We start from the raw sequence: 16042 nt of genomic DNA, 5'->3' as shown, positions 1-16042 counted from the left end.
GTGAAATCCGGATGAAGATGGTAAGCCGTACCGATATCGGTAAAGTCCGTCAAGTGAATGAGGACCGCGCCACTATACAACCTGAGCTGGGTGGCCTTTCTTTGGCTATTGTTGCTGATGGTATGGGGGGACATCAGGCTGGTGATATCGCCAGTCAAATGGCTATCGATATGATCCAAGAGCAGTTGCAGTCGATCCATCGGGGAATGCCCGTGGAAGCTCGCAAGCAAGTGCTGAAGGAAGCTATTGAGAATGCAAATGAGAAGATTTATGAGTTTGCTTCAGGGCAGGAAAATTATCATGGGATGGGAACGACGGTTGTTGCCATTATTGCTTCGCAGGAGCTTCTTATTATCGGGCATATCGGCGACAGCCGTGCTTATAAAATAACAGATGATGCGATCACTCAGCTGACAGAAGATCATTCGCTCGTATATGAGCTCGTGAAGAACGGGCAGATTACCATCGAAGAGGCGGATCATCATCCTAGGCGGAATTGGATTACGCGGGCACTTGGCACAGAGCCAGGCGTAGAGGTGGATCTTTATGAATACCCTTGGCGCCCGGGAGACACGATTCTGATTTGCAGCGATGGTCTGAGCGGATTAGTGGACTCCAGTGACATTATGGGTATTATCAAATCTCATGCGAAATTGGAAGATGCTGCGGAACAATTGATTGCACGCGCGCTTGATGAAGGCGGAGATGACAATGTAACGGTCGTTTTACTTGCACATGATCAGGATTCGGACGAAAAAAGGGGTGATGAGAATTGATCGGTAGAAAGCTTGGAGGCCGCTATGAGATCCTAGAGCGCATTGGCGGAGGCGGCATGGCTTTGGTTTACAAAGGGCATGATCTTTTATTAAACCGTAAAGTGGCTGTGAAGGTGCTGCGCCAGCAGTATGTGCATGACGAAGAGTTCATTCGTCGTTTTCGCAGAGAAGCTCAAGCAGCCGCTTCCCTTTCTCATCCTAATGTCGTCAGTATTTATGATGTGGGACAAGAAGAAGACGTGCATTACATTGTCATGGAATACATAGAGGGCAAAACGCTAAATGATTTAATCAAGGAAAAAGCCCCGCTTCAGGTGGAAGACGCCGTTCATTTCGCGAGTCAAATCGCCGATGCGCTTGATCACGCCCACCATAATGAAATCATCCACCGGGATATTAAGCCGCACAATATTCTAATCGGCAAAAATGGCCGGGTCAAAGTGACGGATTTTGGGATTGCGCGTGCGGCAACCTCCTCAACCATTACACAAACGGGATCGGTTGTTGGTTCTGTTCACTATTTCTCGCCTGAGCATGCCAAAGGGACGAATACGGGCGAGAAGTCCGATTTGTATTCCCTAGGTATCGTCATGTATCAAATGCTGACGGCCAAGCTGCCCTTTCTGGGTGAAAGCCCGATTTCGGTAGCGCTCAAGCATTTGCAGGAAGATGTGGAAGAGCCTCGCAAGGTGAACCCGCTCATCCCGCAAAGTGTGGAAAATATTATTTTGAAGGCCATGCGCAAAAAGCCCGAGGAACGCTACAAGTCAGCGAAGCTCATGATGGAGGATTTGGACACCTGTTTGAATCCGGACCGCAGGAATGAAGCGAAGGTTGCTTTCTGGGATGCTTATGGGATGGATGAAGAGCGTACGTTGGTGATGCCTGCGATACGTGCCGACCAACTGTCGAAGTTCGAGGATGACGAACCCGAAAAGCCCGCTTTGCGCGAAGAATCAGCTCCTTCCAAAGGAAATGGATGGGCCAAGCCGTTGATCTGGATTGCCGTTCTGCTCATCGTACTGGGCGGGATGTGGTACATGGTCGGGTATGTGAGAGGGATGTTCGCCGTTGAAACCGTTGAGGTTCCGAATGTGATTAACAAACCGTTGATTCAGGCTCAAGCTGAACTCACGGCGGTTAAGCTCGGTTCGACGGTTGAATATGACAAAGACAGCAAACTGGCCAAGGACACCGTTATTCGTCAAGATCCGAGCGGGATGAGGATGAATGTGGGGACTAAAGTGACGCTTTATGTTAGTTCTGGCGTTCCCAAAATCAAGATGGAGAGCTATGTCGGACAGTTGCTCAAGGATGCCAAATTAAAGCTTCAAGCGCTTGGTATCAATGATGATCAGGTTACGTTCACCCAAGAGACGACCGAGGATACGCCTGGTACAATTTTGAAACAGACGCCGCTTGTTGGGGACGAATTTGAACTGGACAAAGCAGCCATTACATTTGTCGTCAGCAAAGCTAAGGAAACGTTTAAAATGCCTGATCTTGTTGGCATGACGGAAGCGGAAGCGAAGGCGCAGATTGCGAAGCTGAATCTTAAGCTTCCTGTGAATGGCATTACGCGCGAGAAGAGCTATAAAGTCGCCAAAGGCAAGGTCATCAAGCAATTTCCTTTTGATAAAAATCAGGATGTCTCCATCGGCGCTGAAATTTCATTGGTTATTAGTGACGGATTGCCGGAAGATGCCGGTCAATTAACGGTCAGCATTCCGGTGAAGCCAACGACAGAAGGCAAGGATTCCGAGTTCAAGATTGTAGTCAGCGACGCTCAGTATGAGAATTTCGAATACAAAACGGAAAAAGTGTCCAAGGCGCAGAATTTGGATGTCAAAGTCATTGTTTCTCCAGATAAAAAAGCTGTCATCTTGATCAAAGAAGGCGACAGTCTAGTTAACTCGATCACGCGCACGTATCAGGATTATTTGGATCAAAAGAGTGGGAAAACGGCATCGCCGAGCCCTACGGCATCGCCTACTCCTTCGCCCAAACAACAAAACAGCGGACCGGCAATCCCGGTTGGCAACAATGGAAATGGGCAAGGCCAAACAGGCGGTGCTGCCTCTAAACCACCTACTGGAGGCGCAAATTAATGCCGCAAGGAACGATTACGAAAGCATTGAGCGGTTACTACTATGTACTGCCCGAAGGGGCGGAGCTGGCTGCGGCGAATACGATTACTTGCCGCGGCCGGGGGGTTTTCAAAAATAGAAATATTACCCCTCTCGTAGGGGATCGTGTAATGTACGAAGAGACCGAGAATGGGGAAGGCACCGTCACGGAGATCCTTCCTCGAACTTCGGAATTGATTCGCCCTCCGATCGCTAATGTGAATCTCGTTGTGCTGGTCTTTTCGGTCACAGAGCCGGTCTTGAATTTGCAATTGCTGGACAAGTTTCTCGTTCATATTGAGAATACCGGCATTGACGTGCTCCTCTGCTTCACCAAAAGCGATTTATTGACAGCAGACAGCGACGCTTCCGGAGCCAAGGACATGACGGTTGCGGAGTTAGAACGGATTACCAAGCTGTATGAGGGCATTGGATACACAATACAAAAAACGAGCTCGAAGCTGCATGAGGGCGTGGAGTCGATCCTCCAGCATTTGGATGGCACGGTCAGCGTATTCGCCGGGCAGTCGGGCGTAGGCAAGTCTTCGTTGTTGAATGAAATGATCAGCGGTCTGAATTTGGAGACGAATGCCATTTCTCAACGGCTGGGGCGAGGGAAACACACGACAAGACATGTGGAACTGATGCCTCTAACGAACGGGGGGCTCGTCGCAGATACGCCGGGCTTCAGCCAACTGGATTTCATGGAAGTGGAAGCGGAAGGGCTTGGCGACTGCTTCAGGGAATTCGCCGCGATAGCGGAAGGCTGTCGCTTCAGAGGCTGCCTGCATTTGCATGAGCCTGATTGCAAGGTTCGTGATTGCGTAGCCGATGGGACAATTGCGGCTTCTCGCTATGATCATTACTTATTATTTTTGGCAGAAATCAAGGATCGGAAGAGGAGGTATTAGAACGGATGGTATATGTAGCACCTTCTATTTTATCAGCTAATTTCGCTAGACTTGGGGAAGAAATTAAAGAAGCGGAGCTTGGCGGAGCAGATTGGATTCACGTCGATGTCATGGACGGCCATTTCGTGCCGAATATTACAATCGGCCCGTTGGTTGTTGAAGCGATACGTCCGGTGACGAAGCTGCCGCTTGACGTGCATTTGATGATTGAGCAGCCGGATCGCTATATCCCGGATTTCGTCAAGGCGGGCGCTGATTTGATCTCCGTTCATGTAGAAGCTTGTACGCATCTGCATCGGACGCTGCATCTTATTAAGCAAAGCGGCGTGAAAGCTGGGGTTGTGCTTAATCCTGCAACACCGATTTCACTCATTGAGCATGTGCTGGATGAGCAGTTGGATCTTGTTCTGATTATGACGGTGAATCCCGGCTTCGGCGGTCAAGCTTTCATTCCGGGCATGCTGAACAAAATTCGGGCCTTGCGTGAGCAGGCGAATGCCAAGGGGTTAAGCGGGCTGCATATCGAAGTGGACGGCGGGATCAATGAAGTTACGGCTCGCCAGGTGGCAGAGGCCGGGGCGGATGTGCTGGTCGCTGGCAATGCGGTATTCGGGCAGTCAGATCGTGCTGAGGCTATCCGTCGAATTCGCGGGTAGAGGGGAGCGGGACGATGAGATTTCTCTGGTTGATCATGTACAGTGTGCTTTGCGGCATTTTGTTAACTTGCTTTTCGAATATACAAGGCGTGACAAAGTACATTTTTTCACTTGGCACCTTGTATGTGGGGATACGTTTCTTTCGCCAGTTCGAGCAAATTAGCTTTCGTGTATGGTTCATTGTGTTGACGATTCTTTTATATTTTATTTTCAGTTTAGGTGTTGCACTTTATACGCAGCTGGGCATAACGCCATCGTAGCTGCATACATATAGTTACAAGAGTGAAGCGCTCTTGTAGCTTTTTTTGCTTTCTGGAAGCGAATTTACGGGAGAAAGTAAAATAGAGGGTACTTTTTTGCGACCCTGGCATATACTGTTGTAACGATGCTAAGGAGCAGTTATGCAAACAGTGTAGCTTACGAGGTAGCTTTCTTTCGAAAAAAGCAAGTTCCATGCTCACGAAGTCAGTTTTCTGACGAAAACGCTTAGCCAAATGCTCACCAAGTCAGTTTTCTGACGAAAACTCTAAGGAGGGGTAGAGAATGAAGTTCTACACAATCAAGCTACCAAGATTTTTGGGTGGATTCGTGAAGGCCGTGCTTAATACGTTCAGCAAAAACTAGGAAGCACATAGTTAGCTATCTCCCCAGAAAAGCAAAAAAAGCACCGATAAGGTGCTTTTTGTCTTTTACATCGAAAGTGTAAGTATCAGAAGCTGCAATTAAACGCGAGCCACTTTACCGGATTTCAACGCACGAGTACTTACGTAAACCCGTTTTGGTTTACCATCAACGAGGATGCGAACCTTTTGAACGTTAACTCCCCAAGTACGCTTGTTTTTATTGTTAGCGTGGGACACGTGATTACCTGAACTTGGACTTTTACCTGTAATGAAACATTTGCGGGACATGTTTGACACCTCCTTCGGCAGTATACAAAGCAGCCTGGGTGGCAAGCCTAAGCTTGACATGACAGCTTTCCTCAAATTTAGACATTGCTTCTTGCGATTCATGTTATAACCAGCAAAAACACACTTAGACATAATATCATAGCAAAAGGAGCCTAGTCAACGAATTACCTGCTTTTTTGCCGTTTATTTATTTAGTATGTTATAGTACAATGAAGATTACTCCACATTCCAAGTGTTTAGTTTGCGGCAGATTTGTCAGGCAGAGCGGGAATGGGAATGCTTACATAGGTAGTTTTCTGAAGGGAAATTTGAAGGAGTTGTTTAGATGATGCCAATTGAACTCACAACCGAGTATGGAAAAGTGTACATAACCAATGAAGTGATTTCAACTCTGGCGGGTTCCGCTGCGTTAGATTGTTATGGACTTGTTGGTATGGCAACGAGAAAGCAATTGAAAGACGGGATAGCAGAGCTGCTGGGCCGGGACAATTTAAGCCGCGGTGTCGAAGTTCGTCGTGAGAACGGGCGACTCGAAATTGATCTTTATATTATTGTCAGCTATGGAACCAAAATATCCGTAGTTGCAGGCAACGTCCAAACGAAAGTTAAATATATTTTGAATGAAGTCGTAGGGCTTCAGGTGGACGATGTGAACATTTTTGTTCAAGGCGTTCGAGTAGCTAAATAAAAGCCCGTAACCAGGAAGGGGAATCACTTTGAGTAAGCGCTTTATTTCAATAAATGGAAATGACTTCACTGCCATGGTCTTGGCGGGTGCGGATAACCTTCGCCGAAATGTAGACAAGGTTAATGGATTGAACGTTTTCCCTGTACCCGATGGAGATACCGGCACCAACATGAATTTAACTCTCACGGCAGGCTGTGAGGAACTGAAGAAGAAGCCATCCTCTCATATTGGGAAAGCAGCTGATGCATTGTCCAAAGGGTTACTGATGGGCGCCAGAGGCAACTCAGGGGTTATTTTGTCACAGTTGTTTCGCGGCTTCGCGAAGCATGTGCACGATCTTGAGCATGTAAATGTACAGCAATTTGCAGCGGCGCTGCAGCAAGGTGTAGAAACAGCCTACAAAGCTGTTGTGAAGCCTGTAGAAGGCACGATTTTGACCGTATCCAAAGAAGCAGCCAAGCACGCGGTGCAGTATCGGCGCGGCAACGATTTGTTGGATCTGATGCAGGAGGTTCTGAGCAAAGCGAAGGAAGCCCTCGCCAGAACGCCTGAGCAGCTTGCTGTGCTTAAGCAAGTTGGTGTGGTGGATGCAGGGGGTCAAGGACTGGTCTGCGTCTATGAAGGCTTTGTGGCGTCGCTGAGCGGCGGTCTGGTTCGTGAAGAAGATGACTATGCAACGATGGATACGCGATTGGACGCTGTTTCCCTTGTTCCGGGCATGAATTTGGCCAAAGAAGTGCACGCGCATTTGCCGGCTCAAGCACATTTGGCTACGGAAGACATTGAATTCGGCTATTGCACGGAGTTTATGCTGACGATTGTGCCCGGCAAGGTCAAGGGGCTGACTTTCAATGAAATCACATTCCGTGATCAACTGAGCAAGCTGGGGGATTCTCTGCTAGTTGTCGCCGACGAGGAATTGGTGAAGGTGCATATTCACGCGGAATATCCAGGTGAAGTGATGAACCAAGCGATGAATTACGGGGCACTTAGTCGTATCAAAATTGAAAATATGCGCGATCAGCATTCACATATATTGGAAGACATGGCAGGCGGATATGAGGCGCCTCATTCGTTTGCTGCGGAAACGACAGGACTGGCAGCACCAGGTAAAGCCTATGGTTTTGTTGCGGTTGCTCTGGGGGATGGGATTACCGACATTTTATCCAGTGTAGGGGTTGATGTTGTTCTGTCCGGCGGACAGACGATGAATCCGAGCACGGAAGATATCGTGAATGCCGTCAACAGCATTGATGCGCAAACCATCTATGTGCTGCCGAACAATTCGAATATTATATTGGCGGCTCAGCAGGCTGTCGATTTGGTGGATAACAAGGCACTCATTGTAATCCCTTCGAAATCGATTCCGCAAGGCCTTGCCGCGATTCTGGCTTTCCAAGAGAAGGCGGATGCGGATACGAATACAGAAGCGATGAACGAGTCGCTGGGGCGTGTCAAATCGGGCCAAGTTACGTATGCCGTGCGCGATACGAGCATGGACGGCATTGAGATTAAGCAGGGGCATTTCATCGGCATTCAAGATGGCCGCATTGTGTCGTCCCAGCCAAGTCTGATGGACGCTTGCAAAAAGCTGCTGGAAGCCATGATTGAAGAAGGCAGCGAAATCGTTACTATCCTCACGGGAGAAGATGCCAAGGAGGAAGAAACCGAGGAACTCGAAGCGTTCATCCAGGCCATGTACCCGGAAATGGAAGTCGAGCTTCATCCAGGTGGACAGCCTTTGTATGCGTACCTGTTCTCTGTTGAATAAACGATCGCACCCGCAATGGATGATTGCATGAAATGGAGTGAATCCTGTTGACAATTCGTATCGTAACGGACAGTACGGCCGACATCCCTTTGGCACTCAGGCAAGAGCTGAACATCGAGATGGTGCCGCTCAAGATTCATTTTGGCGATGAACAGTATCTAGATGCGGTAACGCTGCAGTCGGAGGCCTTTTATCCGAAGCTGACTTCGTCCTCCCATTTCCCTAGAACGTCACAGCCTTCTCCTGCGGAATTTCTGAGTCTTTATCAGAGCCTGCTGGAGGAGCCGGATACGGAGGTCATCTCCATTCATCTGGCTTCTGTGCTGAGCGGGACGTATCAGTCCGCTTTGCTGGCTTCCACGATGCTGGAGGATGAAGCAGCCAAAGTGCATGTGGTTGATTCTCGTTCTGCCTCCTATGGAATTGGCGCGTTGGTCGTAGCTGCTGCAAGGGCCGCTAGAGCAGGGAAAAGTGCAGCGGAAATTTTGGCGCTCGTCCAAACGATGAGAGAGAACTTTTACATTTATTTTCTTGTGGATACGCTGGAATTTCTGCAAAAAGGCGGCCGAATCGGCAAAGCCTCGGCACTGTTTGGTTCATTATTAAATATTAAGCCGATCCTTTCCTTGGATCGCGAGGGTGAAGTAGCGGCCATTGATAAGGTGCGCGGTCACAAAAAAGCGATTGCCCGCATTCTGGAGCTGCTGGCTGCCGATATTCCGAGCCGCAGCATCCGCAGTATGCACATCGCTCATGCCAACAATAGGGAAGGCGCGGAGCTGTTGAGGGAAGCCATTATGCAGCAATTCGCTGTGGAGCACGTGGACTATATTACGCTTGGTCCAGTGATTGGCGCGCATGCAGGCCCAGGCACCATCGCAGCCTTCGTGAGTACGGTATAAGGATATGGATTTAAATCAAATTGCAGTACGCGAAGTCCATGGTGTTGGCGCTCAAAAGGCACTTGAGCTAAACGCCATGGGCGTTTTTACGGTTATGGATTTACTGGAATATGTGCCGTTCCGGTATGAGGATTATACGGTCCGCGATTTGGCGAGCGTAAAGGACGGCGACCGCGTCACCGTGAAGGGGGAAATCATCGGCGAGCCGGTGCTGCAGCGCTACAGCGGCAAGTCCCGGCTATCCTGCAAGGTGATGGTCGATGAGTTCTTGCTGACGGCGGTGTGGTTTAACCGCCATTTCTTGAAGGATCGCTTGCGGCCCCAGCAGGAGATTATTCTGACCGGCAAATGGGACGCGAGGCGCAGGCAAATGAGCGTGTCCGATTCGGAGTTTCCCGGACAAGGGGATTCGAATACTGGCACGATTCAGCCGGTATATTCGGTTGCAGGCTCGATTACGCAGAAGTGGATGCGCAAGGTCATCGCGCAGGCGCTGACGCAGTACAGCGCCATGATCAGTGAAGTGCTGCCGGAGAGCCTGACCGGCAGGTACGGGTTCATGCCGCGCAGCAAGGCGCTGGCGGTCATCCACACGCCGAGCGGCGTGGAGGAAGGCAAGCAGGCGCGCAGGCGCATGGTCTATGAGGAGCTGTTCCTGTTCCAGCTCAAGCTGCAGGCTTACCGCGCCGTGACGCGCAGCCGGGCGGACGGGCTTAAACAGCAGGTGGACTTGCCTGCTGTCCGCGCCTTCGTGCGCGCGCTGCCCTTCCAGCTGACGGAGTCGCAGAAGAAGGTCGTCGCTGAGCTCCTGCACGACATGCAGGAGCCTTACAGCATGAACCGGCTGCTGCAGGGCGATGTCGGTGCGGGCAAGACGATCGTCGCCGCCATAGGCCTCTACGCGACCGTGAAGGCCGGCTACCAAGGCGCGCTGATGGTGCCGACGGAGATCTTGGCCGAGCAGCATAAGCGCTCGCTAACCAGCTTGTTCGAGCCTTACGGGATGCAGGTGGCCCTGCTGACCGGCAGCTCGACCGACCGCCAGCGGCGGGATCTGCTCGCCTCCTTGCAGATGGGGCTCATCGACGTGCTTGTGGGCACCCATGCGCTCATCCAAGAGGATGTCTACTTCAGGCAGCTAGGCCTCGTTGTGACGGACGAGCAGCACCGCTTCGGGGTGAACCAGCGCAGCATTCTGCGGCGCAAGGGGATGCAGCCCGACGTGCTGACGATGACGGCAACGCCGATTCCGCGCACGCTGGCGATTACTGCCTTCGGCGACATGGATGTGTCGACGCTGCGCGAGCTGCCGAAGGGGCGCAAGCCGATCAAGACTTACGCGGTGCAGCATGCGATGCTGGAACGCGTACTGGGCTTTATCCAGCGCGAGGTGGCCGCAGGCCGGCAGGCATATGTAATATGTCCGCTCATCGAAGAGTCGGACAAGCTGGACGTGCAGAATGCGATCGACGTCCACATTCAGCTGCAGCAGCATTTCCCGCAGATGCGGATCGGCCTGCTGCACGGGCGGATGAGTGCGCAGGAGAAGGAAGCGATCATGCGCGCTTTCAAAGAAGGGACCGTGGAGGCGCTCGTCTCGACCACGGTCATCGAAGTTGGCGTGGACGTGCCGAATGCCACGCTGATGGTTATCTACGATGCCGACCGCTTCGGCTTGTCGCAGCTGCATCAGCTGCGCGGGCGGGTTGGCCGCGGCGAGCACCAGTCCTTCTGCGTGCTCATCGCCGACCCGAAGACCGAGGTCGGCAAGGAGCGCATGAAGGCGATGACGGAGACGACGGACGGCTTCGAAATCGCCCGCCGCGACCTGGAGCTGCGCGGGCCGGGGGACTTCTTCGGCACCAAGCAAAGCGGGCTACCGGAGTTCCGCATCGCCGACATGATGGCGGATTTCGAAGTTATGGAAGAGGCGCGTGATGATGCGGCTGAGCTCGTCGGCGACTCGTCCTTCTGGACCGGGGCGTCTTTCCTGGGGCTGAGAACCTATTTGGAGCGTTCGCATATTTTTGACAGCGAAGTGCTGGATTAGTAGCGAGCGGTTTGCACGCTTGACGGGAAGCATCGCCAGCCCTAATTTTTGGCGTGATCGTCGTAGATATTGACCCCATGCGCGTTCGCTTTTAAGATAGAAAGTAGAGTTTACTATTTTCTGAAATGAAGGTGTCCCGCATTTGACTTATTTTCTTGTTTATTTATTGCTGATGAATATCATTACGTTTATAGAAATGGGACATGACAAAGGACAGGCCAAAAAAGGCGGCCGCCGCGTGCCGGAGAAACGACTTTTTACACTGGCTGCGCTTGGTGGCGGGATTGGCGGTTGGCTGGGCATGCGCGTGTGGCGCCATAAGACCAAACATATGTCGTTTGTAATCGGCATTCCGCTCCTGGTCGTGCTCAATTGCATCTGTGTCATTCTGATTGCTATTTATATGTGAAATTTGAGAGGTTGTCTCCAAAGGTGAAAAACCTGGCGAGCAGCCTCTTATTTTTTGGGAGGGAGATAGAGATTCCCCTGTACATCCACGCTTCCGAAGGTGCCAGATTCGAGTCAAGTTCGCCTCGCTGCGCTCATATGCTAGTAGCAGGATAGCAGATCGGAGGTTGCGAACATGAGCTATCAACAGTATGGCATCGATCCTGCGCTCGTGGAGCGGTGTGAAATTCAAATTGAAAAACCCGGAGATCAAGGAGCGTATCAAAATGCTGCTGCAAGGCGTCACCAAGGCTGATTTGCAAAATCACACGCAGGTTGCACGCCTCACCCAGCTTGCGGCCACTATCTTCGGCGAGAAGCTGAACGGCAATCAGACAGCGCAAATTCTGGAATTTATTGTGGCTCAAAAGATCGATCCTTCCAACACTTTTCACTTAATCCGACTGTGGGCGATGTTTCGTTAGATGAAGTAAAAAGCACCGTGCAGCCGAGCTGAGACGCTCATCTGCACGGTGTATTTTATTTCCAATTAAAATTGCTTGCATAACGAATACATGTTCGGTATATAATAAGTAACACGAATATATGTTCGCATATGGTGGTGGAGATAAAATGACGGTCAGCTCAAGAATTGAGACAGACGAGGATGTTCAACTTATTAAGGAATTTACGCTGTTGCCCATTTTGCTCGATATGCTTGCAAGGGATATGGAGGAGCTCAAGGTGTACAAGGATAAAATTGTCTACAATCATGTGCTTTTTTATTTGAGAGAGGTTGAGAATGCCATTTACCCGCAATTGCAGCAGCTGAAGAGCAGCATGAAAAAAAGAGACATTAAAGTGATTCATACCGAAATGAATGCCTTAGGGATCAACGTTGAATACAAAGTACGCGGTTACATTCACCATTTCACGATGCTTCGCAGCTTGGTTAAGGCAGAACTTATGACCATGCTTATGAATATGCGAGGGGGATTACGGTGAGCAAAGGAAAGGAAAGAACGATATTCCTAGCGGACTGCGAGAGCTTCTATGCCAGTGTTGAGAAGGCGGATCATCCGGGCTTCAAGGATAAACCCGTTGCGGTCGCTGGGGATCCTGCGCTGAGGTCGGGCATCATTCTGGCTGCCTGCCCTGTTGCCAAAAAGTATGGTGTATCTACAGCAGAGCGACTGGGCGAGGCGCTTAAGAAGTGCCCGGAGCTGGTCGTGATGCGCCCGCGCATGCAGCATTATATTGATATTTCTCTTATGATTACCAAGATCTACGAAGAATTTACGGATCAGGTTGAAGTTTTTAGTATCGATGAGCAGTTTCTTGACGTCACGGCCAGCTTGCCGCTCTTCGGAGATCCGTTAACTATTGCGGAAGCCATCCAGCGCAAAGTGCTCCGGCAAACGGGCGTGAGAGTCCGAATCGGGATTAGCTCGAATAAAATTCTAGCGAAGATTGCGACCGATATTTGGGCGAAAAAGAATCCGAGCGGCGTCTACACGCTGCACCCGTCAAAGCTTGCAGAAACCTTATGGACACAGCCGGTCAGCAAGATGTTTGGCGTCGGCTCGCGGATGACTGCACATTTCGCCAAGCTGGGGATGTACACCGTTGGCGATGTGGCCCAAACGCCGCTGCCGCAGCTCAAGAACAAATTCCGCGCCCGCTTCGGCAAGCAGTCGGATATTCACGCCGAAGTCATGTGGCGAACGGCCAATGGTTTGGATGACAGTCCGGTCACGCCGACGACGTTCGATACGGCTCCGAAGTCGATCGGTCATATGATGACACTGCCGCGGGATTATGAGGAGTCTTCGGAAGTGAACACGATACTTCTTGGTATCTACAAAAAAATGTATGTGCACAATGTCAAAAAAACCATTGCTTCCTGATACAGATGGTGTTTCAGACATTATGGGAAATGAGCATAAATAAAAAATGAGCATAATATTTGTCTATTTATGCTCATTTTTGCGGGACGGTGATGTGATTTATGGAATCAAAAAGATCTATTATGCTTGTGGATTGTCAGAGTTTTTATGCCAGCGTCGAAAAATCAGCGCACCCTGAGCTTTGTAATAAGCCGGTTGCGGTTGGCGACCCTGCACGCAAGAGCGGTATTGTATTAGCTGCTTGTCCCATTGCGAAATCTTATGGCGTGTCAACTGCAATGCGAAATTTTGAAGCTCTTGCTGTTTGCCCGGATCTTACTATAGTCCGACCAAGAATGAAGACGTACATTGATGTTTCTACACTTATCACGGAAATTTATGAATCCTTCACCGACCTAGTTGAGCCGTGGAGCATTGATGAGCAATTTATTGACGTGACAGGTTCAACGGCGCTTTTTGGATCTCCAGAAAAAATTGCACGCCAGATGCAAACAAAAGTTATGCTTTCCACCGGTGTTTGGATTCGGGCCGGGATTTCATCAACCAAAATACTTGCAAAAATGGCGACAGACAATTTTGCGAAAAAGAGTGATAGTGGCATTTTTGAGTTACCAGCAGACCAGGCAGAATCCATATTATGGCCGTTACCTATCTCCAGAATGTATATGGTGGGATCCCGTATGACGGTTCATTTTGTAAAAATGGGACTGAATACTATTGGTGACATAGCGCGGCTGGAGCTTGGAGAATTCAAGCGGCGCATGCGGATTAGGATGGGACGACAAAGCGACATCAAAGCAGAATATTATTGGCAAACAGCGCGTGGAATTGATCCCAGCCCGGTCGTTGCAAGAGCCTTCGCGAAGCCGCAATCGATTACTCGAGGCAGAACTGTACAGTCAACCAAATACCAGACAATGGAGGACATCGAGCCGTTAATGATTGAATTAGTGATTGAAGTATGCCGAACAAGCAGGCGGTACAACAGCATGGGGCGTGTAGTAACAGTTAGCGTAGGGACGATGACGGGAGGATTTTCGAGGCAGATGACAATACCTTCCCCGACTTGTTTAGAGCATCATGTTGTTTCAGTAGCACGCGAACTGTTCAAGAAATATTGGAATGGAGATCCCCTCACGCATTTAGCTGTAGACCTATCTCAACTGACGAATGACAGCACGTACCAGCTTGATCTGTTTGAGGATATCGAAAGAAATCTTAGGCTCGCCAAGGCCCAGGATAATATTAAAGACAGATTTGGCGGCGCCGCAATCATTAGAGCTTCTTCACTGCTGGGAACCGCACAAGCCAAAGAAAGAGCGATCATGATAGGGGGACATTATGCTTGAGCAAACTACTTGACGGAAACGGTAGATGGAGCACTAAGTTCATGTCACCAGAACATAGTGCTGCACTTCAGCAGAGACATCAACAGCAACCCCAAACTACAATGCCTACGAAAGAGGAATTGGAAGCGATTCGGGATTTCGTTTTACTTCCGATGTTACTTTCAATTGTTGAAAAGAATAAACAGGAAATAGAAAGAACTTCCTACTCAATGAGAACAGTCTTTGTTAAAGCGGCAAATATCATTCAAAACCTCATGACAAACGACCTTCAAGCGGTGCGGAAGCTATTGAAAGAACGAAATATAAAGGTGTTTGAAGATGAGATGATAGACTCGAATTTGCGGTACAAATATATCTGCCGCGGCTACGAGGACAAATTTGTTTTGATTAGAGATGTTGCTCGAGCAGAACTTATGAAACGTTTAGGGAAGTATTCGGAGTTTCTAAAATAAATTTTTGGCACATATTTAAAGAAAAACGAGTGCTCTCTAGGACCTTACAAGTCCTGAGTTGCACTCGTTTTAGCTTCACTAACTAATTTTTTTAATTGCTTTTAGATCGGACCTCTGAAATTACAACTTCAGCTAATTTTTTAATTAAAGCCAGTTCTTTGTCCGAACAGTGTTCAATTAAAAGGTGTGTAGAATCTAATAATTTTGATCTCTCATAATGCGAACTAGCAAGGCCATAATCACTAGATAAATCGCTTGGCTCTACTCTAAGGGTTTCTAATGAGATATTCTTTTCACCTCGCTCAATGCCACCAATGTAGGACTGAGGGAGCTCAACGAGCTCACCTAGTTGTTCTTGGGTTAACCCTCTATTTTTACGGGAACTTCTCACTTTTACTCCAACATGTTTTGAGAGTTTGGACAACGGACTCACCTCTTTTTCAGACTCTATGTCTAAATTACAGATACCTATAACATATATATCCATTTTATTTTAGATCTTATAAGAACTATTATGGTTCTATATACTAATATCAAGGAGCCACAAGTGTAGCATACACTTCTTTTAACCTAGCCTTTTGGGATAGTGTCTCGGACGTGTGTAAATAGGCGTGAACTATTGTAGGGAGCATCATGCTTTTTCCTAGAAGCGTCCAAACTGCATCTTTGTATTCAGATGGAGCAGTCGAATCAAAGGTCTTTACCTGGTGAATTGCTATTGGTGAATTATCACAGATTATAGAAAAATCCTCCAAGTATTCAAGTTCAAGCTCGTAACTTGAAGCATTCTCCTCAGATAGCATTAAATCATTAATCATAGAAATAACTGTATAGATAGCAACTTTTCCCTGATGACTATATCCATTCCAGCTATTCATAGCGTCGTGATAAATTGATTTCATTACAAGCTACTTCCTCACTTTAAATTAACTGAAATTGAAGAACCTCACTTAGTACTCTTAAAATAGATTTTTATTTATAATACTATATTTAAACGCTAAAAAGTAACAATTTTCCATATTTAGTTACAAATTAAAACGGAATGATATAGTATCATGCACTAAGGCCATAAAAAAGTTTATATTAATCCGTTCAGGAAAAATCATTGCTTATAGATAGTAGTTGTCGTAATATGCAGATTAAATAATGCGCAATT

General features: G+C 48.7%; 17 protein-coding genes and 2 pseudogenes. 16 read left to right on the top strand and 3 right to left on the bottom strand.

The genetic code is table 11. The features are described 5' to 3' along the window. Nucleotides 1-11 precede the first annotated feature (11 nt). The 6 genes from BC351_RS25260 (at nucleotide 12) to spoVM (ending at nucleotide 5093) form a co-directional block, all read left to right on the top strand. Complete coding sequence (locus BC351_RS25260; protein ID WP_079416225.1) at nucleotides 12-776, top strand: Stp1/IreP family PP2C-type Ser/Thr phosphatase; 765 nt, start codon at nucleotides 12-14, stop codon at nucleotides 774-776. Beyond that, a complete protein-coding gene (gene pknB / locus BC351_RS25255; RefSeq protein WP_079416223.1) occupies nucleotides 773-2884 on the top strand; it encodes a Stk1 family PASTA domain-containing Ser/Thr kinase in 2112 nt (703 codons plus the stop codon). The genes BC351_RS25260 and pknB overlap by 4 nt, the downstream gene beginning before the upstream one ends. After that, on the top strand, nucleotides 2884-3813 hold the full coding sequence (rsgA, locus tag BC351_RS25250) for a ribosome small subunit-dependent GTPase A (RefSeq protein WP_079416221.1): 930 nt from the start codon (nucleotides 2884-2886) through the stop codon (nucleotides 3811-3813). Before pknB ends, rsgA begins: the two co-directional genes overlap by 1 nt. Before the next feature lie 5 nt (nucleotides 3814-3818). After that, nucleotides 3819-4469: a ribulose-phosphate 3-epimerase gene (gene rpe, locus BC351_RS25245; RefSeq protein WP_079416219.1), complete on the top strand. Its 651-nt coding sequence runs from the start codon at nucleotides 3819-3821 to the stop codon at nucleotides 4467-4469. Between the two features lie 14 nt (nucleotides 4470-4483). Further along, nucleotides 4484-4729 (top strand): hypothetical protein, encoded by a 246-nt coding sequence (locus tag BC351_RS25240; RefSeq protein WP_079416217.1) that lies wholly within the window; start codon nucleotides 4484-4486, stop codon nucleotides 4727-4729. A gap of 283 nt (nucleotides 4730-5012) precedes the next feature. Continuing rightward, nucleotides 5013-5093 carry a stage V sporulation protein SpoVM gene (gene spoVM, locus BC351_RS25235; protein WP_036634233.1) on the top strand — a complete coding sequence of 27 codons (81 nt, stop codon included), beginning with the start codon at nucleotides 5013-5015 and terminating at the stop codon, nucleotides 5091-5093. Nucleotides 5094-5191: 98 nt separating this feature from the next. On the opposite strand, the gene rpmB is transcribed toward spoVM, so the two are convergent. Continuing rightward, the gene (gene rpmB, locus BC351_RS25230) at nucleotides 5192-5380 is read right to left on the bottom strand and encodes a 50S ribosomal protein L28 (RefSeq protein WP_029197753.1); all 189 of its coding nucleotides are present in this window, start codon (nucleotides 5378-5380) and stop codon (nucleotides 5192-5194) included. Nucleotides 5381-5708: 328 nt separating this feature from the next. On the opposite strand from rpmB, the gene BC351_RS25225 reads away from it, so the two are divergent. From BC351_RS25225 to BC351_RS25180, 10 genes and pseudogenes are all read left to right on the top strand, one after another. After that, the gene (locus BC351_RS25225; RefSeq protein ID WP_028558212.1) at nucleotides 5709-6068 is read left to right on the top strand and encodes an Asp23/Gls24 family envelope stress response protein; all 360 of its coding nucleotides are present in this window, start codon (nucleotides 5709-5711) and stop codon (nucleotides 6066-6068) included. 28 nt (nucleotides 6069-6096) lie between these two features. Beyond that, nucleotides 6097-7839, top strand: a complete 1743-nt coding sequence (locus BC351_RS25220; RefSeq protein WP_079416216.1) for a DAK2 domain-containing protein — start codon at nucleotides 6097-6099, stop codon at nucleotides 7837-7839. Nucleotides 7840-7883: 44 nt separating this feature from the next. Continuing rightward, the gene (locus BC351_RS25215; protein ID WP_079416214.1) at nucleotides 7884-8741 is read left to right on the top strand and encodes a DegV family protein; all 858 of its coding nucleotides are present in this window, start codon (nucleotides 7884-7886) and stop codon (nucleotides 8739-8741) included. 4 nt (nucleotides 8742-8745) lie between these two features. Then, on the top strand, nucleotides 8746-10791 hold the full coding sequence (gene recG, locus BC351_RS25210; protein WP_079416212.1) for an ATP-dependent DNA helicase RecG: 2046 nt from the start codon (nucleotides 8746-8748) through the stop codon (nucleotides 10789-10791). Nucleotides 10792-10933: 142 nt separating this feature from the next. Further along, on the top strand, nucleotides 10934-11200 hold the full coding sequence (locus tag BC351_RS25205; protein ID WP_208629849.1) for a DUF1294 domain-containing protein: 267 nt from the start codon (nucleotides 10934-10936) through the stop codon (nucleotides 11198-11200). A 174-nt stretch (nucleotides 11201-11374) separates the two neighbouring features. After that, nucleotides 11375-11663 (top strand): annotated as a pseudogene (locus BC351_RS25200) (stage VI sporulation protein F). A gap of 148 nt (nucleotides 11664-11811) precedes the next feature. Further along, nucleotides 11812-12183 carry a YhjD family protein gene (locus BC351_RS25195; protein WP_079416210.1) on the top strand — a complete coding sequence of 124 codons (372 nt, stop codon included), beginning with the start codon at nucleotides 11812-11814 and terminating at the stop codon, nucleotides 12181-12183. Beyond that, nucleotides 12180-13049: pseudogene (locus BC351_RS25190) on the top strand (DNA polymerase IV); the annotation flags it as partial. The gene BC351_RS25195 and the pseudogene BC351_RS25190, both read left to right, overlap by 4 nt. A 137-nt stretch (nucleotides 13050-13186) precedes the next feature. Next, on the top strand, nucleotides 13187-14434 hold the full coding sequence (locus BC351_RS25185; RefSeq protein WP_079416206.1) for a DNA polymerase IV: 1248 nt from the start codon (nucleotides 13187-13189) through the stop codon (nucleotides 14432-14434). Next, nucleotides 14431-14886 (top strand): YhjD family protein, encoded by a 456-nt coding sequence (locus tag BC351_RS25180; RefSeq protein WP_079416205.1) that lies wholly within the window; start codon nucleotides 14431-14433, stop codon nucleotides 14884-14886. The genes BC351_RS25185 and BC351_RS25180 overlap by 4 nt, the downstream gene beginning before the upstream one ends. Before the next feature lie 91 nt (nucleotides 14887-14977). On the opposite strand, the gene BC351_RS25175 is transcribed toward BC351_RS25180, so the two are convergent. Next, entirely contained in the window at nucleotides 14978-15373 is a 396-nt protein-coding gene (locus BC351_RS25175; RefSeq protein WP_144028523.1) for a helix-turn-helix domain-containing protein, read from the bottom strand. A 46-nt stretch (nucleotides 15374-15419) separates the two neighbouring features. Continuing rightward, a complete protein-coding gene (locus BC351_RS25170) occupies nucleotides 15420-15788 on the bottom strand; it encodes a hypothetical protein (RefSeq protein WP_079416201.1) in 369 nt (122 codons plus the stop codon). Nucleotides 15789-16042: the final 254 nt, after the last annotated feature.

The sequence above is a fragment of the Paenibacillus ferrarius genome, assembly GCF_002027705.1.
Classification (GTDB): Bacteria; Bacillota; Bacilli; order Paenibacillales; family NBRC-103111; genus Paenibacillus_E; species Paenibacillus_E ferrarius.
The sequence above is the reverse complement of the archived record's forward strand: the minus strand, read 5'-3'. Positions and strand labels throughout refer to the sequence as shown.